The sequence below is a fragment of the Kineococcus rubinsiae genome, assembly GCF_011839805.1.
GTDB classification, from domain to species: Bacteria; Actinomycetota; Actinomycetes; order Actinomycetales; family Kineococcaceae; genus Kineococcus; species Kineococcus rubinsiae.
In genome coordinates, this window is record NZ_VWPY01000053.1 from 1 (window position 1) to 13,204 (window position 13,204).

Genomic DNA, 13,204 nt, shown 5'->3' on the forward strand with positions numbered 1-13,204 from the left:
CCCCTGGACGGGTGACGTCCGGGGCGTCGGGTGCGGGCCCGCGCCGCCGGGTGCGACGATCGGCGCGGCGGGACGCGGACGTCCACGGCCGCCGCGGGGACGGGCGCTGAGAGGTGGGTGGCGGAGTGGGCCTCGACGACGAGGGCCGGCGGGACCGGGAGGGCGCGCGGGATGAGGTGCCGGACGCGGCGCGGGCACCGGAGCGCGGGGGCTGGGAGGCCGAGGCGGTCGCGCACTCCCCCGACGCCCTCGCCGTCGTGGACGCCGACGGCCGCTTCGTGCGGGCCAACCCCGCCGCCGCCGCGCTGTGCGGTGTCGCGGCGGGCGCGGTGCCCGGCTGCCCGTCGCCCTTCCCGCTCCCCACCGGCGGCGAGCCCCTGCCGCACCCGGCGGTCGTGGAGTTCGAGGCCGCACCCGGCGTGCGGCGGGCCCTGGCCTACGCGCTGCGGCAGGTGCCCGGCCAGGAGCGCTGGGTGGTGTCGTTCCGCGACGTCACGGCGAGCCGGCTGCGCGAGCGCCGCCTGGCCGCGGTCGCCACGGCGGCCGCGGGCGTGGCGGCCCGGCGCTCCCTGAAGAGCACGCTGGAAGCCCTGGCCCAGGAGCTGGCGCGCGCGGACTCCCTGGCGGGCGTGCAGATCCTCACGGCCAGCTCGGGCGGCGACCGGCTGCACGTCATCGGCCTCGCGGGCTTCGGGCGGGCCCCGGACTTCTTCGACATGCTGCTGCGCTGCCGCGACCTGGGCGCCCACCTGGCGATGCTCGACGTGCTGCGCAGCGGCGAGGCCCAGGTGGTGCCGCACCGCTACGAGACGACGATGACGGACCCGGCGTGGGAACCGCTGCGGGAGCACCTGATGCACCCGCGGTGGGACGCGTTCGCGAGCGTCCCCCTCCTCGTGGGCGGGCAGACCGTCGGCGTGCTGAACGCCTTCTTCGCCCCCGGCCAGGTCGTCGGCGAGGAGGAGATGGAGTTCCTGCGCGCCATGGCCCAGCAGGCCGCCGTCGCCGTGGACCACGCGGAGCTGCTGGAGCGCGAGCGCGACGTCGCGCGCCGCGAGGAGCGCCAGAAGCTCGCGCGCGACCTGCACGACTCGGTGGTCCAGCAGGTGTTCTCGATCATGATGCAGTCCGGGTCGCTGGGCGTCCTGGCCCGGCGCGGGCTGGTGCCGGACGCGGCGCGCCTCGCGGTCGTCGCCGACGAGCTCAGCAGCGCCGCGGAGGACGTGCTGGCCGACCTGCGCAGCACGGTCCACGAGCTGCGCCCGGCCGTCTCCCCCGGCCGCGGCCTCGAGGCGGCCGTCTCCTCGCTGCTGGACACGACGGCCGCCCGCACCGGCCTGCGCGTCGCTCTGGAGGTCGACGACCCGGGCGCCGAGCTGGGCGCCCTCGACCCCGTCCTCGCCGAGGACGTCTACCGCGTGGTCGCCGAGGCGGTGCACAACACCGTGAAGCACGCGGGCGCCGCGGCGCTGTCCGTGGCGCTGGCCGTCCACGCCGACGCGGGGCGGCGGCACCTCACCGCCGAGGTCCGCGACGACGGGTCGGGTCTGCCCGCGCCGGACCCCGACGGGCCCCCGTCCAGCGGCTTCGGCATGACGGCCATGCGCGAGCGGGCGGAGCGCTGGGACGGCGCGCTGCACGTGCGGGCGCAGCAGCCCGCGGGCACCGCGGTCCGCCTGGAGCTGCCCCTGCTCACCACCGTCGCCGTGGCGGACCCGGCCGCGCGGGTCCTGCCGTGACGCTGCGGGTGCTCGTCGTCGACGACCACGCGGTCGTGCGGCGGGGCGTGGTCGCCTACCTCGACGCCCTGGAGGACGTCGAGGTCGCGGGCGAGGCGGGCGACGGCCGCGCGGCCCTGGAGCACCTGGCGCGCGCCGAGGTGCTGGGGTCCCTGCCGGACGTGGTCCTCATGGACCTGCAGATGCCCGTCCTGGACGGGGTCACGGCCACCGAGGAGGTCGTGCGGCGCTTCCCGGCCGTGAAGGTCGTCATCCTCACGAGCTTCGGGGAGACCGAGCGGGTGCACGCGGCCCTGGAGCACGGCGCCTCCGGCTACCTGCTGAAGGACGCGGGCCCGGCCGAGGTCGAGGCGGCGCTGCGGGCCGCGGTGCGGGACGAGGTGTTCCTCGACGCGGCCGTCACGCGCCGCCTGACGCAGGAGCTGCGGACGCCGCGGGCGGGTCTCGGGGCGCTCACGGCGCGCGAGAAGGAGGTCCTGGTCCTCGTGGCGGAGGGACGCTCCAACAAGGACATCGCCGCGCACCTCCTCATCAGCGAGCGGACCGCGCGCACCCACGTGAGCCACCTCCTGGCCAAGGTGGGGCTGACGTCGCGGACCCAGGCCGCGCTGCTCGCCGTGAAGGAGGGGCTCGTCGAGCCCCGCTGAGCGACGGCCTCCGCGGTGCCGCCCGGGACGCATGACGTAGTCCGGTCGCGTCGCCCCGGTCGCCGCGCGCGCGACACGAGGGGGTCGCCCCCCGCCCCCGGCGCACCTAGCGTGACGGGGAGCCGACGCCCCCGGGCGGCGGTGCACGCAGCACGCTCGAGGAGGAGACGCCCGTGGGTCACCCGAACACGCCTGGTGGCCCCCGCCCGGTCGTCCTGCTGCACGGCGCGTGGCACGGCGGCTGGTGCTGGGACCGCGTCGCGCCCCTGCTGCGCGCGGCCGGCCACGAGGTGCACACCCCGACCTTCACGGGCCTGTCCGAGCGCGCGCACCTGCTCTCCCCCCAGGTCGGGCTCGAGACCCACGTCGAGGACGTCACGCGCCTGCTCGACGTCCTGGACCTGCGCGACGTCGTCCTCGTGGGGCACAGCTACGCGGGCCAGGTCGTCACCGCGGTCGCCGACCGCCGCCCCGAGCGCGTCGCGCGGCGCGTGTACCTCGACGCCTTCGTCGGCGACGACGGCGAGGCCGCCCGTGACCTGCTGCCGGAGACCGTCGAGCACCACTGGGCGGAGTCCGCCGCCGAGCGGGGCTTCGGCTGGCTCGTGCCGGTGCGGTCCCTGACCGTGCTCGGCGTCACCGACGAGGCCGACGTCGCCTGGCTTACCCCGCGCCTGACGCCCCACCCGTGGCGCACGTACACCGACCCGCTGCGCCTGAGCGGCGCCGTCGACGCGGTGCCGGCCGCCTTCGTGGAGTGCGTGAGCTGGATGCGCGTCTTCGCGGCGCAGGCCGAGCGGGCGCGCGAGCGCGGCTTCGAGGTGCGCGAGCTCGCCACGGGGCACGAGGCGATGGTGACCGCGGCCCCCGAGCTCGCGGGGCACCTGCTGGAGCTGGCGGGCGCCGAGCCCGCCGCACGAGTCGGAGGAGGGGCCTGACGTGGAGTTCCTGGTGCGGTCGGAGAACAGGCTGCCGGTGGACACGCCCGCGCCGCGGCGCGAGGAGCTGCGCGCGGCCGAGCGCGCGCGGGCGGTCGAGCTGCGCGCGGCGGGGATCCTCAAGCGGCTGTGGCGGGTCCCGGGCCGCAGCGCGACGATCGGCCTGTACGAGGCCGACGACCCCGCGGCCCTGCACGACGCCCTCATGTCGCTGCCCATGAGCCCGTGGCTCGACGTGAGCGTCGAGGCGCTGGCCACGCACCCGCAGGAGCGCGCGTGAGCGCCGTCGCCCCGTCCGGCCCGCCGGACGTGCCCGGCACGCCCGTGTTCGACGGGCGGACCAGCCGGCGCGGGCTGCGCATGAACCGGATGTTCATGAGCCTGCGCACCGCCGCGGCGCGCGAGCGGTTCAGCGCCGACGAGGCCGCCTACTGCGCGGAGTTCGGCCTGAGCCCGGCCCAGCGCGAGGCCGTCGTGGCCCGCGACTGGCAGGCCATGATCGACGAGGGCGGCAGCATCTTCTACGTCTACAAGCTGGCCCTGGTGGACGGGCGGTCCATGCAGTACCTCGGTGGCGTGTTCACGGGGACGTCGGAGGCGGAGTTCGTCGCCGCGATGCGAGCGGGAGGTCATCGACATGGCTGAGGTGGTCTGGGGTCTGGCGACGTCGCACGTCCCCTCGATCGGGGCGGCGATGGACCGGGGGAAGACGGAGACGCCGGACTGGCGGGGGTTGTTCGACGGCTACGCGCCCGCCCGGGAGTGGCTCGCGCAGCACCGTCCCGACGTCGCGGTCGTCGTCTACAACGACCACGCGAACGGCATCGACCTCGACGTGGTGCCGACGTTCGCGATCGGCACGGCCGAGCACTACGCCGTGGCCGACGAGGGTTTCGGCCGCCGCCCCGTGCCCGACGTCGTGGGCGACGCCGACCTCTCCCTGCACCTCGTGGAGAGCCTCGTCGACGAGGGCTTCGACCTCACGGTGTTCCAGGAGCTCGAGGTCGACCACGGCCTCACGGTGCCGCTGTCGGTGTGGACGCCGGACCCGGGCGACGCCTGGCCGTGCCCGGTGGTCCCCCTGCTGGTCAACGTGATCCAGTACCCGCAGCCCACGGCCGCGCGCTGCTACGCGCTGGGCCAGGCGCTCGGGCGCGCGATCGCCTCCTACCCCGTGGACGCGAAGGTCGCCGTCCTCGGCACGGGCGGGATGTCGCACCAGCTCGCGGGGGCGCGGGCCGGGCTCATCAACCCGGAGTTCGACGCCATGTTCCTCGAGGCCATCGAGAAGGACCCGGAGAAGCTGGCCCGCATCCCGCGCGCGGACTACATCCGCGACGCCGGGTCGGAGGGCATCGAGATGATCATGTGGCTCATCATGCGGGGCGCGATGAACGAGCGCGTCGAGAAGGTGCACTCGCACTACTTCGTCCCCGCCTCGAACACCGCCGCCGCGATCGCGCTGTTCGACAACCGCGCCCCGCAAGACGCGTGAGCGCCACCGGTGGACGATTCCGTCGACAGGATCGTTGACGATCCGCCCCACGGGGCCTACCGTCGGCCGGGCGACGCCGCACCGGTGCCCGTCGCGCGAGACGCCCGACGCGACGGAGGCCAGCCCGTGAGGACCCGATCGTGAGGACCGTCGTCGTCACCGACCCCCCGCGCGCGGACCCGGCCGACGCCGCGACGCTGAGCGGGTTCGGGGTCGCGACCGTCTCGGAGGCGCTGGGCCGCACCGGGTACCTGGGCCCGGAGTACCGCCCCGCGTGGGCCGGCGCCCGCGCCGGCGGCACGGCCGTCACCGCCCTGTGCTGGCCCGGGGACAACCTCATGATCCACGTGGCCGTCGAGCAGTGCCGCCCCGGCGACCTGCTCGTCGTGGCCACGACCTCCCCCTCCACCGACGGGTTGTTCGGCGAGCTGTTCGCCACCGCCCTGGCGCACCGCGGGGTGCGCGGGGTCGTGCTCGCCAGCGGCGTCCGCGACGTCGTGGAGCTGCAGGAGATGAGCTTCCCGGCGTGGTCGCGGGCGGTCAGCGCGCAGGGCAGCGTCAAGGCCACGGCGGGCGCGGTGAACGTCCCGGTCGTCCTGGGCGGGCAGCTGATCCACCCCGGTGACGTCGTCCTCGGCGACGACGACGGCGTGGCCGTCGTCCCCCGGGCCGACGTCCCGCGCGCCCTCGTCGCGGGGCGGGCCCGCCTGGACAAGGAGGCGGTCAACCGGGCCGCGTTCCAGCGCGGTGAGCTCGGCCTCGACGCCTACGGCATGCGGGACCGCCTGCCCGCGCTGGGCATCGAGTACCGCACCCATGCGGAGTGGCTGCGGGAGCAGGCGTGAGCACGACGGCGCACGACACCGACGGCGTGCGCTGCACCATGCTCCGCGGCGGCACCTCCCGCGGGCTGTTCTTCGAGGCCGCGGACCTGCCCGCCGACCCCGCGGTGCGCGACGACCTGCTGATGCGCCTGATGGGCACCCCCGACCCCCACCAGATCGACGGCCTCGGCGGCGCCACGACGCTGACCAGCAAGGTCGCCGTCGTCAGCCCGTCCCCCGACGACGGCGCCGACGTCGACTACCTGTTCCTGCAGGTGGGCGTCGCCCACGCCGAGGTCAGCGACCGGCAGAACTGCGGCAACGTCCTCGCCGGGGTGGGGCCGTTCGCCGTCGAGCGCGGTCTGGTGCGCGCCGGGGCCGAGGAGACGAGCGTGCGCATCCGGATGGTGAACTCCGGCAGCCTGGCCGTGGCCACGTTCCCGACCCCGGGCGGGCGCGTCGACTACCGCGGCGGCGCCTCCGTGGCCGGGGTCCCCGGCACCGCGGCCCCCGTCGTGCTGGACTTCGACGGCACCGAGGGCTCCTCGACCGGGGCGCTGCTGCCCACGGGCCGGGTCCGCGACACCGTCCTGGGCGTCGAGGCCACGTGCGTCGACAACGGCATGGCCGTTGTGCTGGCCCGCGCCGCCGACTTCGGGCTCACGGGTTCCGAGAGCCACGCCGAGCTGGCCGCGGACGCCGCCCTGCTCGAGCGCGTCGACGCCTTCCGCCGGGCCGCGGGCGAGCTCATGGGCCTCGGCGACGTCGCCGCCACGACCATCCCCAAGACCGTCCTCGTCGCCGCCCCCCGCGACGGCGGGCAGGTCGCCACGCGCTCCTTCATCCCCGTGCAGCCGCACTCCTCCGTCGGGGTCCTGGCCGCCGTGTCCGCCGTCACGGGGATGCTGCTGCCGGGCGCGGTCGGTCACGAGCTCACCGCGGACTGGCCCCGCGACACCTCGACGGTCGACGTCGAGCACCCCACCGGCCACGTCCTCGTCGACGTCGTGGTCGACACGAGCGCAGACCCGCCGCGCGCCGTGCGCGCCGGCGTCGTCCGCACGGCGCGCAAGCTCTTCGACGGCACGGCGTTCCCCCGTCCCTGAACCGCCCGCGAGCGGAACTCACCCACGACCACCACCACCAGCAGCACCACCCACCGACCCGGAGGCGACGATGCCCCCCCTGCACGAGGTCGCCCACCTGGGCCACGTGGAACTGCTCACGCCCGTCCCCGAGCAGAGCCTGGAGTTCTTCACCCGGTTCCTCGGGATGACGGAGTCCGGCCGCGAGGGCGACTCGGTGTTCCTGCGCGCGTGGGACGACTACGAGCAGACCACCGTGAAGCTCACGGCCGCCGCCACCTCGGGCGTCGGGCGGACGAACCTGCGCGCCGCGGGCCCCGAGGCGCTGCAGCGCCTCGTGGCGCGCGTCGAGGCCACGGGCCGGGGCGCGGGCTGGCGCGACGGCGACCCCGGCTACGGCCCGACCTACGTGTTCACCGAACCCGACGGCCACGAGATGGGCCTGTACTGGGAGTCGCAGTGGTGGACGCCCCCGGCCGGCCTGGCACCCGCGCTGAAGAACCAGGCGCAGGCCCGGACGCCGCACGGCGTCCCCGTGCGCCGCCTCGACCACGTGAACTACCTCGGCGCGGAGGTGGCACCGAACCGCGACTACGTCCGGGACACGCTCGGCGCGCTGGTGACGGAGCAGATCGTGCTGGACGACGGCACCGTGGCCGGCAGCTGGACGACGTTCACGAACAAGGGCTACGACGTCGTGTGGACAAGGGACCGGACTGGCTCGAGCGGGCGCCTGCACCACCTCGCGTTCGCCACCGACACGCGTGAGGACGTCCTCCGCGCGGCGGACCTCGCGCTCGACTCCGGTGTGTTCATCGAGACCGGGCCGCACAAGCACGCCATCCAGCAGACGTTCTTCCTCTACGTCTACGAACCCGGCGGCAACCGCGTCGAGCTGTGCAACGCGGGCGCCCGGCTCGTGCTGGCGCCGGACTGGCAGCCCGTCGACTGGACCGAGGCGGAGCGGGCCAAGGGCCAGGCGTGGGGGCTGCAGACGATCCCCTCCTTCCACACCCACGGCACCCCGCCCGTCCCGGGCCCGGAGGCACCGTGAACACCGGAGACGCCGTGAACACCGGAGACGCCGGTAGCGCCGGAGACGCCGTGAGGACCCGCGTCGCGCTGCTCGGGCTCGGCGAGGCCGGGGCGGAGATCGCCCGCGACCTCCTCGTCGCGGGCGCCGACGTCCGCGGCTACGACCCCGCGCTGGCCCCGCCCCCCGGGGTCGCGGCCCGCCGCGACGAGGCCGACGCCGTGCGCGACGCCGACCTGGTGCTGTCCGCCAACAGCTCCCACGCCGCGCGGGGCGCCCTGCTGGCCGCCCTGCCCGCGCTGCGGCCGGGCACCCTGTTCGCCGACCTCAACACGGCCTCGCCCGCCCTCAAGGCGTCGCTCGCGGAGCTCGCCGGGCCGGCCGCGGACGTCGTGGACGTCGCGCTGATGTCCCCCGTGCCCGGGAAGGGGCTGCGCACGCCGATGCTGGTCTCCGGCGACGCCGCCGAGCGCTACGCCGCCCTGCTGCGCCCGCTGGGCGCCCACGTGACCGTGCAACCCGGACCGGCGGGTGCGGCCATCTCGCGCAAGCTGCTGCGCAGCGTGTTCTACAAGGGGCTGGCCGCCGCCGTGCTGGAGGCGCTGGCCGGGGCCGAGGCCGCGGGCTGCGAGGACTGGCTGCGCGCGGACATCGCCGCGGAGCTCACGGGCTTCGACGCGGGCACCCTGGACCGCCTCGTCGACGGCACCCGCCGCCACGCCCGCCGCCGCGCGGACGAGATGACCGCCGCGGCGCAGCAGCTGCACGAGCTGGGCGTCCCCGCCCGGGTGGCGCTGGCGGCGCGCGACGGGCTCGTCGAGCTGCGCGAGCGGCAGGAGGCCCGCCGGTGATCCTCGACTGCCACGGCCACTTCACGACGGCCCCGCCCGCCCACACCGCCTGGCGCGAGGCGCAGCTCGCGGCGCACGCGGCCGGGGGAACGGCCCCCGCCTACCCGGAGATCGGCGACGACGAGCTGCGCGAGGCCGTCGCCGGGACCCAGCTGCGGCTCATGGACGAGCGGGGCGTCGACGTGACGGTGTTCTCGCCCCGCGCCTCGGCGATGGGGCACCACCTCGGCGACGCGGCGGTGAGCGCGCGCTGGAGCGAGGTGTGCAACGACCTCGTCGCCCGCGTCGCCGGGTTGTTCCCGGGCCGCTTCGCCGGCGTCTGCCAGCTGCCGCAGTCCCCCGGCACGCCGATCGCGCGCTCGGTGCCGGAACTGCGCCGCTGCGTCGAGGAGCTGGGGTTCGTCGGGTGCAACCTCAACCCCGACCCCGACGGCGGTTCGTGGAGCGCACCACCGCTCACGGACCGCAGCTGGTACCCGCTGTACGAGGCGATGGTGGAACTCGACGCCCCCGCCATGGTGCACGTCTCCGCCGTCACGAACCCCGCGTTCCACGCCACCGGGTCGCACTACCTGAACGCCGACACGACCGTGTTCATGCAGTTCCTGCAGTCGGACCTGTTCCGCGACCTGCCGGGCCTGCGGTTCGTCGTGCCGCACGGCGGCGGCGCGGTGCCCTACCACTGGGGGCGCTTCCGCGGGCTCGCCGACATGCTCGGCCGGCCGCCCGTGGAGTCGTTGCTGGACAACGTCTTCTTCGACACGTGCGTCTACCACCAGCCGGGGGTCGACCTGCTGCTCGACGTCGTCCCGGTGCGCAACGTGCTGTTCGGCTCCGAGGCCGTGGGCGCCGTGCGCGGCGTCGACGACCGGACGGGCCACCACTACGACGACACCCGGCGCTACGTCGAGGCCTCGCGCCTGGACGCGGCGGACAAGGCGCTCGTGTACGAGGAGAACGCCCGCCGCGTGTACCCGCGCCTGGACGCGGTCGTCCCCCGGGCGGCCCCGTGAAGGTCACGAGTTCAGCACGTCCGGGCGAACGGGGCCGCGGGAGCACCCGCCCCGCCTCCGCACCCCCTACCCTGATCAGCACCCCCGGACCCGAACCTCACCGCCGAGGTTCCCGGACGACGCGAGGGAGCGAGATGACCGACGACGCGAGCCCCGGGACGGGGGTCCCCGCCCTGCAGGTCGTCGACGTAACGCTGCGCTTCGGCGGCATCCGCGTGCTCGACGGCGTCTCGTTCGAGGTGGCGCCGCGCACGGTGTTCGGCCTGGTCGGCCCGAACGGCGCCGGCAAGACGTCGCTGTTCAACTGCATCAGCGGCCACTACCACCCGGGGTCGGGGTCGATCCTCGTCGACGGCGTCGAGACGCGGAGCACCCCGGCGTGGCGCATGGCGCGCCTCGGCCTGGCCCGGACGTTCCAGCACCCCGCGCTGCAGCTGGGCGAGACCGTGCTGGAGAACGTCCTGCTGGGGGCGCACTCGCTGCTGCCCGGCGGCCCCGTCTCCTGGTCCCTGCGCCTGCCGCGGACGCGCACGGCCGAGCGGGCCGCCCGCGCGGAGGCGCTGGAGCTGCTCGAGCGCACGGGGTTGCGCTGGGCCGCGGACACCCGCGCCGGGGAGCTCTCCCACGGCCTGCACAAGGGCGTCGAGCTGTGCCGCGCGCTGATGTCGCACCCGCGGCTGCTGCTGCTCGACGAACCCGCCGCCGGCCTCTCGCACGGCGAGGTCGACCGCTTCGTCGAGACGGTGGCGACCGTGCGCGCCGACCTCGGCCTGACCATCGTCGTCGTCGAGCACCACATGGGCCTGATCTCCGCCATCACCGACCGCGTCATGGTGCTCGACCACGGCGCGAAGCTCATGGAGGGCACGGCCGCGCAGGCGCAGGTCGACCCGCGCGTCGTCGAGGCCTACCTGGGGCGGGAGGTGGCCGAGGATGAGCCTGCTTGAGCTGCAGGACGTCACCGCGTCCTACGGGCAGGGCAGCGTCCTGCACGGCATCTCCCTGTCGCTGGCCGAGCACGGCGCCACGGGGATCCTCGGGGCGAACGGGGCCGGCAAGACCACGACCCTGCGCGCCATCAGCGGCACCGTGCGCACCACGGGCCGCATCCTCTTCGACGGCCGCGACATCTCGGGCCTCGGCCCGGACCGCACCGCCCGCCTCGGGATCGCGCACGTCCCCGAGGGCCGCGGGACCCTGCCGCAGCTGAGCGTGCGCGAGAACCTCCTCGTGGGCGCCTACCAGCGGCGCGACCGGAAGCAGATCGCCACCGACGTCGACTACTGCCTCGACCTGTTCCCGCAGCTGCAGCAGCGCATCGCCTCGCACGCGGCGGCGCTCAGCGGGGGCGAGCAGCAGATGCTCGCGGTCGCCCGGGCGTTCATGGCCAAGCCGCGCCTCATGCTGCTGGACGAGGCGTCGCTCGGCCTGGCACCCAGCACCGCCCGCCACGTGTACGAGGCGGTCCGCCGGCTGCGCCGCGAGACGGGGCTCTCGATGCTCGTCGTGGAGCAGAACGCGGTGCTGGCGTTCTCGGTGGTCGAGCACGTGACCGTGCTGGAGACGGGGCGGGTCACCGTCGAGGGCCGGACCGACGAGCTGATGGGCATGGACTCCGTGCGCCGCGCCTACCTGGGAGGGTGAGTGTCCTACTTCGTCCAGCTCGTCGTCGACGGGCTCGCCACCGGGTCGATCTACGGCGCCCTCGCGCTGGCGATCGTCCTGGTCAACCGCTCGACGGGGATGATCAACTTCTCGCAGGGTGCGCTGGCGGTGCTGTCCACCTTCGTCGCCTACGCCGTCGTGCAGGCCGGCGGGCCGCTGCTGCTCGGCCTCGTCGTGGCGGTCGCGTTCGGCGTCGTGCTCGGCGCGGTGCTCGAGCGCCTCGTCGTGCGGCGCTTCGAGGGCGGTGACCCGAACACCGCCGTCGTGGCCACCATCGGGCTGCTGGTGCTCGTCTCGGGCATCGCCGGGGCCATCTGGAGCTACGACCCGCGGGCGTTCCCCTCGCTGTTCCCCAACGAGACGCTCGCCCTGGGCGGCGTGTTCGTGAGCGTGCGCTCCCTCGGCACGACCGCGGTGCTGGTCGCCGTCATGGTGGCGCTGCAGCTGCTGTTCCGGGCCACGAAGCTCGGCCTCGCCATGCGGGCCGTCGCGGACAACCCGGGCAGCTCCGCCCTGTCGGGGCTGCCGGTCAGCCGGCTGCTCATGCTCGGCTGGGGCATCGCCGCGGGCCTCGGCGCCGTCGCCGGGGTGCTCGTGGCGCCGCAGCTGTTCATCAGCCCGACGATGCTCGACTTCACGCTCGTCTACGCCCTCGCCGCCGCGATCCTCGGCGGTCTCGACAGCCCGCTCGGGGCCGTGGTGGCCGGCTGGTTCATCGGGGTCGTGGAGAACCTCGCCGGCGCCTACGTCGACGTCATCGGCAACGACCTGAAGATCGCGGTGCCCTTCGCCGCGATGATCGTCGTCCTGGTCCTGCGCCCGCAGGGCCTGTTCGGGCGCCGCACCGTGGTGCGCGTCTGATGGCCGGCGCCCTGGTGCGGCTGCGCGCCGCGCGCTGGTCCCGGCCCGCGCTCGCCCTGGTCGTGGCGGTCCTCCTCGTCCTCCTGCCGCTGGTCTCCTCGCCGTACGTGAACTACCAGGTGACGACCATGGCGGTGTTCGCGGTCGCGCTGCTGGGCCTCAACGTCGTCATGGGCTACGCGGGGCAGGTGTCGCTGGGGCAGAGCGCCTTCATCGGCATCGGCGCCTACGTCGCGGGCTACGGGACGACGCACGGCTGGCCGCTCCTGCTGACGTTCCTGCTGTGCTGCCTGCTGCCGGGCGTCGTCGGCATGCTCGTGGCGCTGGCCGCGGCGCGCCTGCGCGGTCTCGCGCTGGCCATGGTGACGATCGCGCTGCCGATCGTCGGCACCCCCGTCGCCAAGCGCCTGTCCGACGTCACCGGCGGGTCGCAGGGCCTGACGGTGAGCTGGCTCGACCCGCCCTCGTGGGTCGCGCTGGCCGACGACCAGTGGCGCTACTACGTCGTCGTGGCCATCGCGGCGGTCGTGTTCCTGCTGACGCGCAACCTGGTGCGCGGCCGGGTGGGGCGCAGCTTCGCGATCGTGCGCGACAACGAGGCCGTCGCCCTCTCGATGGGCATCTCCCCCTACCGCACCAAGGTCCTCGCGTTCACCCTCGCCTCCACCATCGGCGGGGCGTCGGGGTTCCTCTACCTGGCCGTCGTGCAGTACACCTCGCCGGAGACCCTCAGCTTCGGCACGTCGATCAACCTGGTCGTGGCGATGGTCATCGGGGGGTCCGGCAGCATCGCCGGCGCCGTCCTCGGGGCCGTCTACTACGTCCTGGTCCCCGTCCTCGCCGGTCAGCTCGACGCCTCGCGCACGGCCCTGCTGTCCGGGGCGTTCCTGCTGCTCGTCCTGTTCGTCCTGCCCGGCGGGCTCGTCTCGCTGCCGCGGCGCGTGCAGCAGCTCCTGACGCGGCGCCGCCGGCGCTCCGCCACCCCGTCCGACGACCCCGGGGACCGGACCGGCACGCCGGTCCTCACCTCCGACGGGCGCACCCCGTGACCCA

General features: G+C 75.2%; 15 protein-coding genes. All 15 read left to right on the top strand.

Features of this window, described 5'->3' with window-relative positions:
* Positions 1–125: 125 nt before the first annotated feature.
* The 15 genes from F1544_RS26535 to F1544_RS18880 all read left to right on the top strand — a co-directional run bounded on the left by F1544_RS26535 (position 126) and on the right by F1544_RS18880 (position 13,200).
* Positions 126–1,739, top strand: a complete 1,614-nt coding sequence (locus tag F1544_RS26535) for a sensor histidine kinase (protein WP_208972188.1) — start codon at positions 126–128, stop codon at positions 1,737–1,739.
* Positions 1,736–2,386, top strand: coding sequence for a response regulator (locus tag F1544_RS18815; protein WP_308470185.1), 651 nt, complete (start codon positions 1,736–1,738; stop codon positions 2,384–2,386). Before F1544_RS26535 ends, F1544_RS18815 begins: the two co-directional genes overlap by 4 nt.
* A 173-nt stretch (positions 2,387–2,559) precedes the next feature.
* Positions 2,560–3,324 carry an alpha/beta fold hydrolase gene (locus F1544_RS18820; RefSeq protein WP_167587671.1) on the top strand — a complete coding sequence of 255 codons (765 nt, stop codon included), beginning with the start codon at positions 2,560–2,562 and terminating at the stop codon, positions 3,322–3,324.
* Between the two features lies 1 nt (position 3,325).
* On the top strand, positions 3,326–3,604 hold the full coding sequence (locus F1544_RS18825) for a muconolactone Delta-isomerase family protein (protein ID WP_167587673.1): 279 nt from the start codon (positions 3,326–3,328) through the stop codon (positions 3,602–3,604).
* A complete protein-coding gene (ligA, locus tag F1544_RS18830; protein ID WP_208972189.1) occupies positions 3,601–3,969 on the top strand; it encodes a protocatechuate 4,5-dioxygenase subunit alpha in 369 nt (122 codons plus the stop codon). Before F1544_RS18825 ends, ligA begins: the two co-directional genes overlap by 4 nt.
* Entirely contained in the window at positions 3,962–4,819 is an 858-nt protein-coding gene (locus F1544_RS18835; RefSeq protein ID WP_167587675.1) for a class III extradiol dioxygenase subunit beta, read from the top strand. The genes ligA and F1544_RS18835 overlap by 8 nt, the downstream gene beginning before the upstream one ends.
* 140 nt (positions 4,820–4,959) lie before the next feature.
* The gene (locus F1544_RS18840) at positions 4,960–5,664 is read left to right on the top strand and encodes a 4-carboxy-4-hydroxy-2-oxoadipate aldolase/oxaloacetate decarboxylase (RefSeq protein ID WP_167587676.1); all 705 of its coding nucleotides are present in this window, start codon (positions 4,960–4,962) and stop codon (positions 5,662–5,664) included.
* A gap of 38 nt (positions 5,665–5,702) precedes the next feature.
* Positions 5,703–6,749, top strand: a complete 1,047-nt coding sequence (locus F1544_RS18845; protein ID WP_167587697.1) for a 4-oxalomesaconate tautomerase — start codon at positions 5,703–5,705, stop codon at positions 6,747–6,749.
* Positions 6,750–6,819: 70 nt separating this feature from the next.
* Entirely contained in the window at positions 6,820–7,782 is a 963-nt protein-coding gene (locus F1544_RS18850) for a VOC family protein (protein ID WP_167587677.1), read from the top strand.
* A gap of 50 nt (positions 7,783–7,832) precedes the next feature.
* Entirely contained in the window at positions 7,833–8,612 is a 780-nt protein-coding gene (locus F1544_RS18855; protein WP_167587678.1) for an NAD(P)-dependent oxidoreductase, read from the top strand.
* Positions 8,609–9,625, top strand: coding sequence for an amidohydrolase family protein (locus F1544_RS18860; protein WP_167587679.1), 1,017 nt, complete (start codon positions 8,609–8,611; stop codon positions 9,623–9,625). Before F1544_RS18855 ends, F1544_RS18860 begins: the two co-directional genes overlap by 4 nt.
* A 134-nt stretch (positions 9,626–9,759) precedes the next feature.
* Entirely contained in the window at positions 9,760–10,572 is an 813-nt protein-coding gene (locus F1544_RS18865; RefSeq protein WP_167587680.1) for an ABC transporter ATP-binding protein, read from the top strand.
* Complete coding sequence (locus tag F1544_RS18870) at positions 10,559–11,269, top strand: ABC transporter ATP-binding protein (protein ID WP_167587681.1); 711 nt, start codon at positions 10,559–10,561, stop codon at positions 11,267–11,269. The genes F1544_RS18865 and F1544_RS18870 overlap by 14 nt, the downstream gene beginning before the upstream one ends.
* Entirely contained in the window at positions 11,270–12,151 is an 882-nt protein-coding gene (locus F1544_RS18875) for a branched-chain amino acid ABC transporter permease (RefSeq protein WP_167587682.1), read from the top strand. It begins immediately after the preceding gene.
* Complete coding sequence (locus F1544_RS18880) at positions 12,151–13,200, top strand: branched-chain amino acid ABC transporter permease (protein WP_208972191.1); 1,050 nt, start codon at positions 12,151–12,153, stop codon at positions 13,198–13,200. Before F1544_RS18875 ends, F1544_RS18880 begins: the two co-directional genes overlap by 1 nt.
* Positions 13,201–13,204: the final 4 nt, after the last annotated feature.